The 15,027-nt window shown below is 70.9% G+C and carries 14 protein-coding genes; 8 read left to right on the top strand and 6 right to left on the bottom strand.

All coding sequences use genetic code 11. From position 1 onward, the window contains the following. Positions 1-117: 117 nt before the first annotated feature. Positions 118-621 carry a CGNR zinc finger domain-containing protein gene (locus BJY17_RS13585; protein WP_179551823.1) on the bottom strand — a complete coding sequence of 168 codons (504 nt, stop codon included), beginning with the start codon at positions 619-621 and terminating at the stop codon, positions 118-120. A 132-nt stretch (positions 622-753) separates the two neighbouring features. Between BJY17_RS13585 and BJY17_RS13580 the strand changes: the two genes are divergently transcribed. Together BJY17_RS13580 and BJY17_RS13575 are read left to right on the top strand one after the other, a co-directional pair. Next, the gene (locus BJY17_RS13580; RefSeq protein ID WP_179551822.1) at positions 754-1,587 is read left to right on the top strand and encodes an alpha/beta fold hydrolase; all 834 of its coding nucleotides are present in this window, start codon (positions 754-756) and stop codon (positions 1,585-1,587) included. A gap of 106 nt (positions 1,588-1,693) precedes the next feature. Further along, the gene (locus BJY17_RS13575) at positions 1,694-2,434 is read left to right on the top strand and encodes a DUF4097 family beta strand repeat-containing protein (RefSeq protein WP_179551821.1); all 741 of its coding nucleotides are present in this window, start codon (positions 1,694-1,696) and stop codon (positions 2,432-2,434) included. Here the strand turns inward: BJY17_RS13575 and rocD are convergent. Both rocD and ddaH read right to left on the bottom strand, forming a co-directional pair. Further along, on the bottom strand, positions 2,421-3,734 hold the full coding sequence (rocD, locus tag BJY17_RS13570; protein ID WP_179551820.1) for an ornithine--oxo-acid transaminase: 1,314 nt from the start codon (positions 3,732-3,734) through the stop codon (positions 2,421-2,423). The two genes, BJY17_RS13575 and rocD, sit on opposite strands and share 14 nt — an antisense overlap. After that, positions 3,731-4,606, bottom strand: a complete 876-nt coding sequence (ddaH, locus tag BJY17_RS13565; RefSeq protein ID WP_179552883.1) for a dimethylargininase — start codon at positions 4,604-4,606, stop codon at positions 3,731-3,733. The genes rocD and ddaH overlap by 4 nt, the downstream gene beginning before the upstream one ends. 360 nt (positions 4,607-4,966) lie before the next feature. On the opposite strand from ddaH, the gene BJY17_RS13560 reads away from it, so the two are divergent. Together BJY17_RS13560 and BJY17_RS13555 are read left to right on the top strand one after the other, a co-directional pair. Next, complete coding sequence (locus BJY17_RS13560; protein WP_179551819.1) at positions 4,967-5,794, top strand: hypothetical protein; 828 nt, start codon at positions 4,967-4,969, stop codon at positions 5,792-5,794. Further along, a complete protein-coding gene (locus BJY17_RS13555; RefSeq protein WP_179551818.1) occupies positions 5,791-6,576 on the top strand; it encodes a hypothetical protein in 786 nt (261 codons plus the stop codon). The genes BJY17_RS13560 and BJY17_RS13555 overlap by 4 nt, the downstream gene beginning before the upstream one ends. A gap of 15 nt (positions 6,577-6,591) precedes the next feature. Here the strand turns inward: BJY17_RS13555 and BJY17_RS13550 are convergent, their stop codons facing one another. Next, positions 6,592-7,392: an LLM class F420-dependent oxidoreductase gene (locus BJY17_RS13550; RefSeq protein WP_179551817.1), complete on the bottom strand. Its 801-nt coding sequence runs from the start codon at positions 7,390-7,392 to the stop codon at positions 6,592-6,594. A gap of 90 nt (positions 7,393-7,482) precedes the next feature. Between BJY17_RS13550 and BJY17_RS13545 the strand changes: the two genes are divergently transcribed. Together BJY17_RS13545 and BJY17_RS13540 are read left to right on the top strand one after the other, a co-directional pair. Beyond that, a complete protein-coding gene (locus BJY17_RS13545; protein ID WP_056655238.1) occupies positions 7,483-7,920 on the top strand; it encodes an Lrp/AsnC family transcriptional regulator in 438 nt (145 codons plus the stop codon). Positions 7,921-7,954: 34 nt separating this feature from the next. Beyond that, positions 7,955-8,317: a GntR family transcriptional regulator gene (locus BJY17_RS13540; protein ID WP_179551816.1), complete on the top strand. Its 363-nt coding sequence runs from the start codon at positions 7,955-7,957 to the stop codon at positions 8,315-8,317. A gap of 132 nt (positions 8,318-8,449) precedes the next feature. Here the strand turns inward: BJY17_RS13540 and rimK are convergent, their stop codons facing one another. Further along, complete coding sequence (gene rimK / locus BJY17_RS13535) at positions 8,450-9,640, bottom strand: 30S ribosomal protein S6--L-glutamate ligase (protein WP_179551815.1); 1,191 nt, start codon at positions 9,638-9,640, stop codon at positions 8,450-8,452. Between the two features lie 25 nt (positions 9,641-9,665). Here rimK and BJY17_RS13530 point away from each other — a divergent pair, with 25 nt between their 5' ends. Both BJY17_RS13530 and BJY17_RS13525 read left to right on the top strand, forming a co-directional pair. Further along, positions 9,666-10,157, top strand: a complete 492-nt coding sequence (locus BJY17_RS13530) for an ATP-dependent zinc protease family protein (protein ID WP_179551814.1) — start codon at positions 9,666-9,668, stop codon at positions 10,155-10,157. Continuing rightward, positions 10,154-11,194, top strand: a complete 1,041-nt coding sequence (locus BJY17_RS13525) for a hypothetical protein (protein WP_179551813.1) — start codon at positions 10,154-10,156, stop codon at positions 11,192-11,194. The genes BJY17_RS13530 and BJY17_RS13525 overlap by 4 nt, the downstream gene beginning before the upstream one ends. Positions 11,195-11,216: 22 nt before the next feature. Here the strand turns inward: BJY17_RS13525 and BJY17_RS13520 are convergent, their stop codons facing one another. Next, positions 11,217-14,891, bottom strand: coding sequence for a proline dehydrogenase family protein (locus tag BJY17_RS13520; protein WP_179551812.1), 3,675 nt, complete (start codon positions 14,889-14,891; stop codon positions 11,217-11,219). Between the last annotated feature and the right edge of the window lie 136 nt (positions 14,892-15,027).

Raw genomic sequence — 15,027 nt, 5'->3', positions numbered from 1 at the left:
CGGCCACTCGGACTCACGCGAGTCGGAGTGGCCGCGAGGTCGTTTCGCGGCCATGCCCCGAAGCCACCTTGCGGGGGCGTACGCCGCAGTGGTGGGCCGGGCGAGCGGCGCGCCGAACTACTCCTCGGCCACTGCGAGCTTCGACTTCGCGTAGTGCCTGCGGGCCTTCACCCGGTTGCCGCAGGTCTCCATCGAGTGCCATTTGCGGGCGTTGGCACGGCTCTCGTCGATGAGGAAGTGCTGGCAGTCGTGTGCCGCGCACGGCCGGATGCGCGAGCCCTGATCACCCTGCAGCGCCGACCACTCGCCCACGGCCCTCGCCCCGATCGCGCGTTCGGGGTCGACCTCGTCGATCCACTCGAGCCCGCTCGCGCCGACGCGGGCACGCTTGCGCATCGCGTCGGCCCACGGCTCGAGCGCCGCGGCATCCGCTTCACCGCGAAGGAAGGGCACGAGCGCGGCGCGCACCGCCCGGGCGTCGGCGACCTCGGCCGGCGAGCCGAGCGCGCCGTGCACGCGCAGCCATGCGGATGCCGCTGCGTCGTCGCCGAGCTCGTCGTGAACCTCGTCGCCGATCACGAGCCGCGAGTTCACGAGGTCGAGCAAGAGGGAGGCGGACATGGGCTCTCGATTCTGAACGGAAGGTTATAACCATCATAACGCGCTAGACAGGTTGGAATGATCGCGCTATGGTGACGTTATAACCAACACACCGAACCACACCGGTTAGGTAGAAGTCACAAGGAGCACGATATGTCGACCATCACCGTCGGAACCGAGAACAGCACCCCCATCGAGCTGTACTACGAAGACCACGGCTCGGGACAGCCCGTCGTGCTGATCCACGGCTACCCGCTCAACGGCCGCTCATGGGAGAAGCAGTCCGCCGCTCTCCTCGACGCCGGCTACCGGGTCATCACGTACGATCGCCGCGGGTTCGGGCTCTCGAGCCAGCCGACCACGGGGTACGACTACGACACCTTCGCCGCCGACCTGAACACGGTGCTCGAAACCCTCGACGTGCGGGGCGCCGTGCTCGTCGGCTTCTCGATGGGAACCGGTGAGGTCGCGCGCTACCTGAGCACCTACGGCAGCGAGCGCGTGGCGAAGGCCGCGTTCCTCGCTTCGCTCGAACCGTTCCTGCTGCAGACCGACGACAACGCCACGGGTGTGCCCGCCTCGGTGTTCGAGGGCATCGAGCAGACGGCCAAGTCCGACCGCTACGCCTGGTTCGACGCGTTCTTCCAGGACTTCTACAACCTCGACGAGACGCTCGGATCGCGCATCAGCGAGGGGGCGTTGCGCGGCAGCTGGAACGTCGCGGCCGGCTCATCGTGGTTCGCCTCCTCAGCGGTCGTGCAGTCGTGGCTCACCGACTTCCGCGGCGACATCGAGAAGGTCGACGTGCCGTCGCTCATCCTGCACGGCACCGCCGACCGCATCCTGCCGATCGACGCGACCGCCCGCGAATTCACGAAGCGCCTGCCTGCCGCCGACTACGTCGAGATCGAGGGCGCACCGCACGGCCTGCTCTGGACCCACGGCGCCGAGGTCAACGACGCACTGCTCGCCTTCCTCGCGAAGTAGTGAGGCCGCACCCGACACGGGGGTTTCGGGGGCATGCCCCCGTGCGGGCGCGGCACCGACCTCGTTAGGGTCGAAGGCGGGCGAGAGGACCGCCCGAGGGGGAACCATGACTCGCACAGCGCGCACGATCGCGATCGGCGCCGTCATCGCAACGGCGGCACTCGCCCTGAGCGGATGCGGCCTGCTGACCCCGCCCGAACGGTTCAGCGACGACGCCACCCTCGACGACCAGGTGCACACGATCGAGATCGACCAGCCCGCCGGCAGCGTGACGGTGCGCGGCGACGAGGACGCCACGGACGTCGAGGTCGCTCGCACGGTCTCGTACCACGGCGACCGCGAGGTCGGATCGACGTTCGAGGTCGACGACGGCGTGCTCGTGCTCAGCGGGTGCGGCCGGAACTGCACGGTCGACTACTCGATCGCGCTGCCGACCGGAGTCGATGTGCGCGGGGCCACCTCGAACGGCTCGATCGAGCTCACGAAGGTGGGCGAGGTCGACGTCTCGACGAACAACGGCGGCATCGAACTCGACGACGTGGCCGGTGCGGTCGAGGTCGAGACGAGCAACGGGCGCATCGAGGGGCGAGGGCTGGCCGGCACCGGCGTGCGGGCGTCGACCTCGAACGGCGCGATCGAGCTGCGCCTCGACGCTCCGCAAGACGTGGACGCGCGCACCTCCAACGGAGCGATCGACCTCGCGGTGCCGGAGGGCGAGGCGGGCTACCGCGTCACGCCCGACACCTCGAACGGCTCGATCGACGTCGACATCGACGAGGACTCCGACGGCGAGTTCACGCTCGACCTCGCCACCTCGAACGGAGCGATCCGGGTCACCGGTCGCTGACCGCGAACTCCTCGAGCACCTCGGCGAGCTGATCGACGGCCCAGTCGAGGTCGGCCTGCTCGACCACGATCGGCGGTGCCAGACGGATGGTCGAGCCGTGCGTGTCCTTCGCGAGCACCCCGCGGCGCATGAGCGCCTCGCAGGCCTCGCGACCGGTCGCGAGCTCGGGGTCGATGTCGATGCCGGCCCAGAGGCCGGCACCCCGCACCTCCACGACGCCGCGTCCGACGAGCGAGCGCAGGCGCGACTGCAGGTGGTCGCCGAGCTCGCGCGCACGCTCCTGCGGCTGACCGCTCGCGAGCATGCGCACGACTTCGAGGCCGACGGATGCCGCGAGCGGATTGCCCCCGAAGGTCGATCCGTGCTCGCCCGGGCGGAGCACCCCGAGGACCTCGCGGTCGCCGACGACCGCTGAGACCGGCACGATGCCGCCGCCGAGCGCCTTGCCGAGCAGGTACAGGTCGGGAACGACCCCGACGAGGTCGCAGGCGAACGTCGCCCCCACCCGGCCGAGACCCGACTGGATCTCGTCGGCGACGAGCAGCACCCGCTGTTCGGTGCAGAGCGCCCGCAGGGTCGGCAGGAAGTCGGCCGGTGGCACGACGATGCCGGCCTCGCCCTGGATCGGCTCGACGAGCACCGCGACGGTGTTCTCGTCGATCGCGGCGGCGACCGCGGCGGCGTCGCCGTAGGGCACCGTGCGGAAGCCGGGCGTGTACGGCCCGAAGTCGTCGCGGGCATCGGGGTCGTCGCTGAACGAGATGATCGTCGTCGTGCGGCCGTGGAAGTTGCCGGCCATCACGACGATGTTCGCGGAATCGGCTGCGACGCCCTTCACCCGGTAGCCCCAGGCGCGCGCCACCTTGATGGCCGACTCCACGGCCTCGGCGCCCGTGTTCATGGGCAGCACCATGTCCTTGCTGCAGAGGGCCGCGAGTTCGGTGACGAACGGGCCGAGCCGGTCGTTGTGGAACGCGCGGCTCGTGAGCGTGATGCGGCCGAGCTGCTCGCGGGCGGCCTCGACGAGGCGCGGGTTGCCGTGGCCGAAGTTCACCGCCGAGTAGGCGGCGAGGCAGTCGAGGTAGCGACGCCCCTCGACATCCGTCACCCAGGCGCCCTCGCCCGAGGCGACGACGACCGGCAGCGGATGGTAGTTGTGGGCGGCGTGCTCTTCCTCCTCGTGAATGGCCGCGGCAGTCCGACCCGAAGGCTCCGCCCGTAGACGCCCGACCACACCCGAGCCTTCGGCTCGGACTGCCGCGTCCAGGTCGTTGATCACGTCGTTGCTGGTGGGGTTCATCGGCGCAGCTCCAGGGTGCAGCACTTGACGCCGCCCCCGCCGAGCAGCAGCTCGGAGAGGTCGACGCCGATCGGGTGGTATCCGTGTTCACGGAGTTGTCGTTCGAAGTCGGTCGCCCGCGAGGCGATGACGACGTGGTAGCCGTCGCTGAACGAGTTGAGTCCGAGCACCGCGGCATCCGCCTCGTTCACGATGATCGCGTCGGGGAAGCGCGCCTGGAGGAGGGCGACGGATGCCTCGTCGAACGCACTCGGCAGGTAGGCGATGTGCTCCTGGCCGGGGGTCGGGTCGAGCACGGCGACCGCGGTGTCGAGGTGGTAGAAGCTCGGGTTCACGAGGCGCAGCGTCACGACCTCGCGGCCGAAGATCGCGGCGAGCTCCTCGTGCGAGCGCGAGTCGCTGCGGAACCCGGTGCCCGCGAGGATCGCGTCGCCGACGAGCAGGAAGTCGCCCTCGCCCTCGTTGACCTCCACCGGCTCGCGCACGTCGAAGCCCGCCTCGCGGAACCACTCCATGTACGCCGGGCCCTCGGGCTGCCGCTCGGGATAGGTGAACTTCGCGCCGTACGCGATGCCGCCGACGACGAAGCCGCCGTTCGCCGCGTAGACCATGTCGGGAAGTCCCTCGATCGGGTCGATGAGCTGCACGTCGTAGCCGAGCCCGACGAACGTGTCGTGCAACACCTGCCACTGCGCGACCGCGAGGCCCGTATCGGTCGGCTCGGCCGGATTCATCCACGGGTTGATGCGGTAGACGACCGTGAAGTGCTCGGGGCGGCACATGAGCACGGTGCGGGCGGTGGGTCGGCGCTCCGGGCGCGCGACGGCCTGCTCGGCGGCCTGCTCGGCGGGCTGGCCGCCGGTTGCGATCATCGTCGACATCTCGCTCCTTCGAAAGGGGAGCGGATGCCGCTGGGGGCCCGCGGCATCCGCTCCGTGCATCGTCGGCATACCGACTCGCGTTCGCGAGTCCGACGGCGGCGTTCGGGTTCGCCGCCGCCGGGTCGCCTGGTTCAAGTGTGCGGGCAATCGCGGCGCGGTTGGCGGCGTGCTGCGCAATTATCGTGCTCGTTCAGCGTCGAAGCGCGGCATCCGTGCGTGGCGGAGCGGAGGGACGGCACGTCTGACGCGTTCCCCCTTCGGTTGCCGTCGGCCCGGCGCTGAGGCATGCTGAACTGCACCCGGACCGCGCGACCCGAAGCGCCCCTGCCGGGCGGAACGACGGAGACCGGCATGGGCGACGAAGACGACGACCGTTCCGCCGCCGCCGGCCACCTCATCCGCCTGCAGCGCATCGCCTTCGGCGCCGACGCCTCGGAGTCGGAGCGGCACGCGGCCGTCACCGAACTCGACGAACTGCAGCGCGCAGCAGCGGATGCCGCTGCGGCGCGCGCCGCCCTTTCGGCGCCTGCATCCCACGTCGATGCCCGCACACGCCACGATCTCCCCCATGCGGGTGAGTCGGATGCGCCCCTGTTCGAGCCGCCCGCACCCTCGACGCCGACGGATGCCCGCGGCATCCGCTGGGCGATCGTGGGCGGCGCCGTTGCGCTCGCGCTGGGCCTCGGCATCGGGTGGCAGCTCGGCGGCCGTTCGGTGCCACCCTCGGAGATCACGTCGACTGCTGGCCCGATTGCCTCGGTCGCCGTGCCGACCGCACCAGCCACCGTTCCACTCAGCGAGACGTCGATGGCCGGCTCGCTCGACCGAGCTCAGGTTGAATCCGACCTCCTCGACCCGGAGCTCGTGCGGATGCACCTGCTCGACGGCCAGAGCACCCGACGGTTGCTCAGCCTGCCCGACGGGCTCGTGGTCTACTCGGCGGTCCGCGATGGCGACCTCTGCCTCATCGCGAGCTGGACGGCCGGCGCGGACGATGGCGCACCAGCCTGCACCACCGCTCAGATCGTGAACGGCGCGGGTCTGCGCACAACGGTCATGAACGGGGCGACGGCGACGACCGTGCACTGGCGACGCGACGGCACGGTGGAACTGACTCCGGCCGGCGAGTCGGCCGCCGAGCGCGCGATCGCCGATGACGAGGCGGTGGGCGCGGAATGACCGACGACCGAATCGCTGATCTCGAACGGCTCGCCTACGGCTCGGGCACGAGCGACATCGAGCGAGAGGATGCCGTGCGCGAACTCCTCGAGCTGCGGGCGTTGGCGACAGACGAGAACGCCGCTGCCGACGCCGGTGCGACCACTGCGACGACCGAACCATCCGGCATCGATGCCGCGGGTGCCGCCGGAGCCGCCGGTCTGGCCGTCGTGCCGGTCGCGTCCACCGCCGCCGACCCCCGCCGCCGCACGCGACGCGTGATCATCGCGGCGAGCGCGGCACTCGTCGTCGGCGTGTTCGCCGGCTGGCAGTTCGGGGCGCGCGAGGCGACGCAGCGGGCCGAGCTCGCGGCAGCGGCCGACTCGGCGTTCCCGGGGGCGCAGACGCAGGCCGAGTACCTCGCTTCCTTCCCGGTCGCGGCGGACACCCTCGCGGCGAGGGTGTTCGACCGGCCCGCCACGACGGCCGATACGCCCCCGAACCCGTGGACGGACGCCGTCGGCGAGGAACAGGCCGAGTACCGCCTGCTCGCGACGCGAGCCGATGGGTCGCCCGTCTACGCGGCCCGTGACGGCTCCGACTACTGCCTCCTCGTCGTGATGCCGGGCGGGGCGGGCGCAAGCTCGACGTGCACCGACGACGGCCGCTTCCCACCCGATGGGCTGCACATGGGCATGGGAGTGGAGGGCGAACCCGACGCGAGCGTCGAAGTGGGATGGCGGCCCGACGGGTCGCTCACGATGCTGGTGCCGCCCTTCGAGGGATGGATCCCGGCCGAGTAGCACTCGCCCGCGCGCTCAGCCGTTCTTCGCGTCGCGCCAGGCCAGCCAGCGCCGCACCGGGTCGAGGTCGTAGGCCGGGCCGCCGATGCCGATCGTGAAGAGCCGCACGCCGCCGGCGAAGAGCGCGTCAGCGTGCTCGACGTCGTGGCCGGCGCGGTCGAGCTCGTTCGAGACGGTGATCTCCGTGACATCCCGACCGACCTCGTCGCCCCAGCGGGCGAGCACGTCGAGCTTGTGCCGCAGTTCGTCGGGCGCGACGAAGGAGTGCCAGATGTCGGCGTGCCGGGCGACGATGCGCAGCGTCTTCTGCTCGCCCTTGCCGCCGATCATGATGGGGATGCGACGGGTCGGCGCGGGGTTCAGCTTCGCCCAGCGGGCCTCGATGCGCGGCATGGCGCCGGGAAGCGCGTTCAGCCGCGATCCGCGGGTGCCGAACTCGTAGCCGTACTCGTCGTAGTCGCGCTCGAACCAGCCCGACCCGGTGCCGAAGATGAACCGGCCGGTGCCGCCCTTCGCGCTGATGTGGTCGAGGGTGCGGGCCATGTCGGCCTGCAGGTCGGCGCCGCGGTACGAGTTGCAGTTCACGAGCGTGCCGAACTCGATGCGCTCGGTCTGCTCCGCCCACGCGCCGAGCATGGTCCACGCCTCGAAGTGCAGGCCGTCGGGGTCGCCCGTGAGTGGGAAGAAGTGGTCCCAGTTGAAGACCACGTCGACGCCGAGCTCCTCGAGGCGCAGGACGGTGTCGCGGATGGCGGGATACTCGGCGTGCTGCGGCTGCACCTGCACGGCCAGGCGAACGGGGGAATCAAGAGGCATCCAGCCAGCCTAGGGCGGGAATCCGCGTGAGGCGCAGGAAATCTGCGCGAGGTTCTACGCGAACGCAACGGATCGACATACAATCCGAGAATGGACAACCTCGATCGCGCCATCCTCGATCTGCTCCGGCAGAACTCCCGGGCAGGGTACGGCGACATCGGATCGTCCGTCGGCCTCTCTGCCTCGGCCGTCAAGCGACGCGTCGACCGGCTCGTCGCCGACGGGGTCATCCGCTCGTTCACCATCCAGGTCGACCCGACCGTCGACGGCATGTCGACGGAGGCCTACGTCGAGCTCTTCTGCCGCGGCACCGTCGCGCCCGACGAACTCCAGCGCATCCTGCAGGGCGTGCCCGAGGTCGTCTACGCGGGCACCGTCACCGGCAGCGCCGACGCGATCGTGCACATGCGCGCCCGCGACATCGCCTCACTCGAAGACGCGCTCGAACGCGTGCGCATCGCGCCGAACGTCGACCACACCCGCAGCGCGATCGTGCTCTCGCGGCTCGTGAACCGCAACCGGGACTGATCATGACGGATGCCGCGGGCGCGGAGCTTCGCGCATGAAGCTGTCGATCGACCCCGCCGCCTCAGCTCCGCCGTTCGAGCAGCTGCGCCGTCAGGTGATCGACGCCGTGGGCGACGGGACGCTCGCGCCCGGCACGCGGATGCCGACCGTGCGGGCACTCGCGGCCGAGCTCGGAATCGCCGTGAACACCGTCGCCAAGGCGTACCGCGCGCTCGAGGACGACCACGTGATCGAGGGTCGCGGGCGCGCAGGCACCTTCGTCTCCGAGACGGGCGACGCCGTCACGCGCGAGGCGCAGGCGGCGGCCATCGCGTTCGCCGACCGGGTGCACCGCCTCGGCATCGACCGCGACACGGCGCTCGCGCTGGTCGGGTCGGCGCTCGACGCCGAGCGCTGATCGGTCGCGGGCCTCATGTGAAACGCGCCTCACATGAGGCGGTCTTCACACGAGCGAACTGCGGCACATCGTGGAACTCAGCGCGCCGCGGCATCCGCTCGCCTCACCGATCGCCGAAGCGAACGAGCCGGCTCATTCCTCGGGGATCGGCTGCTTCGGGAGCTTGCGCACCTTCGACCGACGGCGCCGGCGCTCGGGGATCATCGAGCGCATCTCCTCCAGCTTGCCGAAGCAGAGCAGGCGGTCTTCGCCCTCGAGCACGACGCCCTTTCGCGGGTTCGGAATGACCGTGGTGCCGCGGTGCAGCGTGAGCACCGTGATGTCGCGCTCCCAGAGGCCCGATTCGCCGAGGGTCGTGCCCACGAGGTCGGCGCCGCCGTGCACCATCAGCTCCGCCACCCCGTAGCCGGTCGAGACGGTGAGCCGCTGGCGCACGTCGATCTCGGGGAAGGCGACCTGGTTGGCGATGTGGTCGATGATCGCGCCGGCGACGTCGAGCTTCGTGGCCGTCTCGATGCCCTCGAGGCCGGGCGAGGAGTTGACCTCCATGACGAGCGGCCCGTCGTCGCCCTCGAGCATGTCGACGCCCGCGACGCGCAGACCCATGATCTGCGCCGAACGCACGGCCGCCTGCTCGTACTCGGGCGTCAGCTCGACCGCCTCGACGGTGCCGCCGCGGTGCACGTTCGAGCGGAACTCGTCGCCGCTCGCGCTGCGCCGCATCGCCGCGACCACGCGGTCGCCGACGACGAGGGCACGGATGTCGCGGCCCCTGCTCTCCTTGATGAAGCGCTGGATCAGCACGTTCTGCTTCGTCGAGTGCAGCGTCTCGATGATCGCCTCTGCGACCTTGACCTCGGGCGCGAGGATCACGCCGATGCCCTGCGTGCCCTCGAGCAGCTTGATGACGACGGGCGCTCCACCGACGCGTTCGATCGCGGGCCGCACGTCGGCGCGGTTGCGCACGAACGCCGTCGCGGGCATGCCGATGTTGTGGCGCGAGAGGATCTGGTTCGCGCGCAGCTTGTCGCGCGAGTTCGTGATGCCGTTCGCGGTGTTCGGCGTGTAGACGTCCATCTGCTCGAACTGGCGCACCACGGCGGTGCCGAAGTACGTCACCGAGTTGCCGATGCGAGGCAGCACGGCGTCGTAGTCGGAGAGCCGGCGACCCCGGTACTGCAGGTCGGGCTCGGCCCCCGAGAGGTCGATCGCGAAGCGCAGGGTGTCGAGCACCTTGACCTCGTGACCGCGCTGTTGAGCGGCCGTGCGGAGCCGTTGGGTGGAATACGCCTGAGGGGCGCGCGAGAGGATCGCCAGTTTCATCGTGTGCCCCTGCGAAGATGGTGGAGTGACAGAGCCCGTCTATTCAAACACCATCGCGGGATGGCGCGAATGGGTGAGCCTGCCCGGAGCCGGAGTGCCGTGGATCAAGGCCAAGCTCGACACGGGCGCGCGCACCTCGTCGCTGCACGCCTTCGACCTCGAAGAGGTGCAGCGCGGCGACGAGTCGATCGTGCGGTTCGGGGTGCACCCGTGGCAGAACTCCGATGAAGACGCCGTCATCGTCGAGTGCCCCGTCCACGATCGCCGCTCGGTCCGCAGCTCCTCGGGCCACACCGAGGAGCGCATCGTCGTGCTCATGGACGTCGTGCTCATGGGCCGCACGATGACGGCCGAGGTGACGCTCACGAACCGCGACGAGATGGGCTTCCGCATGCTCATCGGTCGCGAGGCGCTGCGGCAGGGCTTCATCGTCGACTCGGCACGCTCCTTCGTCGGCGGACGCGCGCCGCGAGGCATCCGTCGCCGCAATCGCGGCCGCACCGCAGCGCGGGCTTGAGCCGAACCCGCCGGGGCGCCGGCACGACGACCGCTCCCGCCGTGGTCGAGACCGCCGCCGCCCGCGCCCCGCGCCGGCGGCGGCTCGTGGGCAGTCCGCTCGCGTGGGCGGCCCTCTGCCTCGCACTGGCGGTGCCGTGGGCGCTCGCCGGCCAGGCGATGGAGTTGATCCCGTACCTGCTCATGCTCGTCGGGGGCTGGCTGTGCGGCTTCTCGTTCGTCAACGCGACGCTCCGCATGACGCCGAAACGGCGCGGGGTGGTCGTGCACGTGATCGGTGCGGTCGCGTCGGCGGCGCTGGTCGTGAGCGCCGTCGAATACGGCGGCCCGCTCGTCGCCACCGCGCCGGAGTGGGCGCGCATCTCGCTCGTGATCGTGCAGTTCGCCGCGATCCCCGCGGCGGGCTGGATCTGGCTCGGCCTGATCGGGCGGGTCTCGGCCGCCGTGGGCACGTCGAAGGCGCAGCCCGCGCCGACCGCGCCCGAGTGGGTGCGTGCCGAGCACGGGCACGGCTCCGAGGTGCGGTTCTCGGCCGTGCCGATCGCGATGCGCACGCTCACCACGGCCATCGTCGTGATCGTCGTGGTGATGGGCGGCCTCGCCGGGCTGGCGCTCGTCGCCGCCGGCGACCTCGTATACGCCCTCGGGGCCCGACTCACGATCATCGTCATCGGGGTCGTCTTCGCACTGCCCGCGTACTTCGCGTTCCTGACCGTCGTGCGGCGACGCACCGTCTCGTGCACGATCGGGTTCGGGAACGATCGGCTGTGGCTCCGCACCGGGCCGACGACGACGATCGTGGCGTTCCGCGACCTCGAGCAGCTCGTCTGGCGGCGCAGCAGCGACGCCGCGCGGGTCGAAGTGCGCGGCGCCGGCATCGACGTGTCACTCGTCACCGGCATGGCCAAGCCCGCGACGGGGACCACCGCCGAGCTCCCGGCCCTCCCCCGGCGCGTGCTCGGCCGGTTGCAGGACGAGGGCTTCACGCTCGAGCGTGCGCGACGCGGCGAGGTGCTGACGTTCCGGCGCGCCGGCTGAGCCGACGCGCCGGGTCACGCCGTCAGATCACTCCGTCGGAGAGCGTGGTCGGGTTGCCGAAGCGGTGGTTCGTGATCGAGATCGCCTGCTCGTGCAGGAACGGGAGCAGCTCGACGCGGCCCGAGGGCGTGACGGGGTGCGACCACACCGCGACATCCGGAGTGCCGCCGAGCGCCTCGGCCAGGGCGGATGCCCCGCCGCCGACCAGACGCACGCGCGACGTCGCGATGCCCTGCTTCGCTGCGCGACCGAGCCACGCCGCGTCGCCCTCGCGCACGACCCGGAAGTCGCGCGCCGAGAGCAGCGTGCGCACGCCCTTCGGCAGCTCGACCGCGGTCGAGACCGTGAGGGGCGACTTCGCGAGGAGACCGGCCGCGATGACGCGGAGCCCCTCGGCGAGGCTCGCCTGCTCACCGATGCGCACCGTCACCGGCAGCGGCCGGTAGCGGAAGAGGTTGCGCTCGGCGCCGACGCCCGAGACGTCCTTCACGACGCCGTACTCCTCGGCCCAGGCGAGCTCGTCGGAGAGGGCCGAACGACGCAGCACGTCGAACGACTCGTAGTCGAGCGCGGACTGCGACGCCTCGATGAGCTCGGCGACGCGCTTCTCGAGCCCGCGCAGGTGCAGGGTGCTCGAGGAGGTGCCGTGCTGGGGCAGCCACTCGCCGAGGCCGAACAGGTAGTTCGGGCCGCCGGCCTTGGCGCCGGCGCCGACGGCCGAGCGCTTCCAGCCGCCGAACGGCTGACGCTCGACGATCGCGCCGGTGATGCCGCGGTTGACGTAGAGGTTGCCCGCCTCGACACGGTCGAGCCACGTGGCGAGCTCGTTGGCGTCGAGCGAGTGGAGCCCTGCGGTCAGGCCGTAGTCGACGGCGTTCTGCAGGCGGATCGCCTCGTCGAGGTCCTTCGCGTGCATGATGCCGAGCACGGGGCCGAAGAACTCGGTGAGATGGAAGTACGAACCGCCGGCGACGCCCGAGCGGATGCCGGGCGACCAGAGCCGGCCGGTGTCATCGAGCTGCTGGGGCTCGACGAGCCACTCCTCGCCGATGCCGAGCTGGGTGAGGGCGTGCAGCAGCTTGCCGTTCGCGGGCTCGACGATCGGGCCCATCTGGCTCGTCGCCTGCTCGGGCCAGCCGACCCGCAGCGAACGCGTCGCGTCGACGAGCTGGCGGCGGAAGCGCTCGGACTTCGCGACCGATCCGACGAGGATCACGAGCGAGGCCGCCGAGCACTTCTGGCCGGCGTGCCCGAAGGCGCTCTTGACGACATCGGATGCCGCGAGGTCGAGGTCGGCCGACGGCGTCACGATGATCGCGTTCTTGCCGCTCGTCTCGGCGAGCAGCGGCAGGTCCTTGCGGAACGAGCGGAAGAGCTGCGCCGTCTCGTACGCACCGGTGAGGATGACCCGGTCGACCGCGGGGTGGGAGACGAGCTCCTTGCCGAGCTCGCGTTCGCCGATGTCGACGAGGGTGAGGAGCTCGCGCGGGATGCCGGCCTCCCACAGCGCCTCGACCATGACCGCACCCGAGCGCTGCGCGAGCTTCGCGGGCTTGATGATGACGCCCGAGCCCGCGGCGAGCGCGGAGAGCACGCCGCCGGCGGGGATCGCGACGGGGAAGTTCCACGGCGGCGTGATGACGGTGAGCTTCGACGGCACGAAGACGGCACCCTGCACGTGGTCGAGCTCGCGGGCGCGCTCGGCGTAGTAGTGCGCGAAGTCGATCGCCTCGCTGATCTCGGGGTCGGCCTCGGCGATGGTCTTGCCGGTCTCGGCGGCCATGACCTCGATCAGGCGGTCGCGGTTCGCTGCGAGCGCGTAGCCGGCGCGGTGCAGCACGGCGGCGCGCTCGGCGCCGGGCAGTTCGCCCCAGGCGCGGCCGCGGGCGGCGACGGTCTGGATGATGCGCTCGAGGGTCGCCGCGTCGTCGACGCGGGCCGCGGCGATCGTGTTCATGCCGAGCGTCGAGCCGGGCACCCGCTCGAGGATGCGGCGACCCCATTCGCGGTTCGGGGCGAGGGCCGGGTCGGTGTCGGGCTCATTGCGGAAGCCCGGCGTCACGCCGGAGCCCATCCTGCTGGTTGAGCCTGTCGAAACCGAGCCTGTCGAAACCGAGCCCGTCGAAACCGATGCCGCCTGCCCTTCGACACGCTCAGGGAGCAGTTCTGACCCGCGGGTGATGCCGAGCACGACGCTCGTGAGCGAGGGGTCGTCTTCGTGCTCGGTGCCGGGCGCCGGGGCATCCGGAACCGTCATCGCGGCGGCGAGGGTCTCGTCGGTCCACTCGGTGTGACGGTTCTGGGTGCGGTTCGGCGCGGGCGCCGCCACGACCGTCGGCTCGAGGGCCGCGAGCGAGGCGAGGTAGCGGGCCTGCTCGCGCTGGAACAGCGGCTCGCTCGTGGTGAGCTCGAACACGGCCGACATGAAGTTGTCCTGGCTCGCGTTCTCTTCGAGGCGGCGGATCAGGTAGGCGATGGCGACGTCGAACTCGCTCGGGTTCACGACGGGCGTGTAGAGCAGCAGGTTGCCGACGTCGCGGCGCACCGCCTCGGCCTGGCCGGTCGCCATGCCGAGCAGCATCTCGAACTCGACGCGCGAGTCGACGCCGCGTTCGCGGGCGGTGAGCCACGCGTGGGCGACGTCGAAGAGGTTGTGGCCGGCGACGCCGAGCTTGACGGCGTCGGTGCGCTCGGGAGTCATCGACCAGTCGAGCACGCGCTTGTAGTTCGTGTCGGAGTCCTGCTTGGAGTCGTAGGTCGCGAGCGGCCAGCCGTGCACCGCGGCGTCGACGTGCTCCATCGCGAGGTTCGCGCCCTTGACGACGCGCACCTTGATGGGGGCGCCGCCCTGCGCGCGACGGTCCTTCGCCCACGCGGTGAGCTCCTGCATCGCGCCGAGCGCGTCGGGCAGGTAGGTCTGCAGCACGATGCCCGCCTCGAGGCCGCGCAGCTGCGGCTGGTCGAGCAGGGTCGTGAAGACCGCGATCGTCAGGTCGAGGTCGCGGTACTCCTCCATGTCGAGGTTGATGAACTTGCCCCTGCCGGCTGAGCCTGTCGAAGCCTTCGCGGCGAGCTCGTAGAGCGGCGTGAGCTTCGCGACGACCTTGGCGACGGCCTCGTCGAACGACCACATCGAGAGCTGGCTGACGACGCTCGAGACCTTGATCGACACGTAGTCGACGTCGTCGCGGGCGAGGAACTCGTAGGTGCCCGAGAGGCGGCGGTCGGCCTCCTCCTCACCGAGCACCGCCTCGCCGAGGAGGTTCAGGTTCAGGCGGTTGCCCGACTCGCGCAGGGTCGCGATGGCCGGGCCGAGCTTCTCGGGGGTCGCGTCGAGCACGAGGTGGCCGACCATGGCGCGCAGCACCCGGCGGGCGATCGGAATGACGATCCACGGCAGAACCGGCGCGACGACGCCGCCGACGCGGATCGCGGCCTTCAGGTACCAGGGCAGGAACTTCGGCGTGAGCTTCGCGACCTGCTCGAGGTTGCGGCCGGCGACGCCGAGGTCTTCGGGGCGCATGACGCCGTCGACGAAGCCGACGGTGAAGTCGAGGCCGCGCGGGTCCTTCAGCACGCCGGCGAGGCGCTCGGCGGCGGGGTCGGCCGGGTGCTCCGAGCTCTCGGCGAGCCACCGGCGCACGAGGGCGACGACGTGATCGGTGTTCGGCCGGGCGTCTGTGGCGGCGTTCGACATGGTCACGAGGGTACTGTCCTTTGCTTCGAGCGCGCCGGGGGTCGCGCGCCTGTCGGGTTCAGTATGCGCTGCGACATACGTTCGGTAAAGCGAATGAATCTGAACGATACTGTTCGGAAGAACCGAATGATCAGCG

The sequence above is a fragment of the Agromyces hippuratus genome, assembly GCF_013410355.1.
GTDB lineage: Bacteria > Actinomycetota > Actinomycetes > Actinomycetales > Microbacteriaceae > Agromyces > Agromyces hippuratus.
This window is presented reverse-complemented; position numbering and strand designations above follow the sequence as displayed.

Bases quoted from the DNA above. Each gene is read 5' to 3' on its own strand.
- BJY17_RS13585 (WP_179551823.1), bottom strand. From the start codon at position 621: ATGTCCGCCTCCCTCTTGCTCGACCTCGTGAACTCGCGGCTCGTGATC.
- BJY17_RS13580 (WP_179551822.1), top strand. From the start codon at position 754: ATGTCGACCATCACCGTCGGAACCGAGAACAGCACCCCCATCGAGCTG.
- BJY17_RS13575 (WP_179551821.1), top strand. From the start codon at position 1,694: ATGACTCGCACAGCGCGCACGATCGCGATCGGCGCCGTCATCGCAACG.
- rocD (WP_179551820.1), bottom strand. From the start codon at position 3,734: ATGAACCCCACCAGCAACGACGTGATCAACGACCTGGACGCGGCAGTC.
- ddaH (WP_179552883.1), bottom strand. From the start codon at position 4,606: ATGATCGCAACCGGCGGCCAGCCCGCCGAGCAGGCCGCCGAGCAGGCC.
- BJY17_RS13560 (WP_179551819.1), top strand. From the start codon at position 4,967: ATGGGCGACGAAGACGACGACCGTTCCGCCGCCGCCGGCCACCTCATC.
- BJY17_RS13555 (WP_179551818.1), top strand. From the start codon at position 5,791: ATGACCGACGACCGAATCGCTGATCTCGAACGGCTCGCCTACGGCTCG.
- BJY17_RS13550 (WP_179551817.1), bottom strand. From the start codon at position 7,392: ATGCCTCTTGATTCCCCCGTTCGCCTGGCCGTGCAGGTGCAGCCGCAG.
- BJY17_RS13545 (WP_056655238.1), top strand. From the start codon at position 7,483: ATGGACAACCTCGATCGCGCCATCCTCGATCTGCTCCGGCAGAACTCC.
- BJY17_RS13540 (WP_179551816.1), top strand. From the start codon at position 7,955: ATGAAGCTGTCGATCGACCCCGCCGCCTCAGCTCCGCCGTTCGAGCAG.
- rimK (WP_179551815.1), bottom strand. From the start codon at position 9,640: ATGAAACTGGCGATCCTCTCGCGCGCCCCTCAGGCGTATTCCACCCAA.
- BJY17_RS13520 (WP_179551812.1), bottom strand. From the start codon at position 14,891: ATGTCGAACGCCGCCACAGACGCCCGGCCGAACACCGATCACGTCGTC.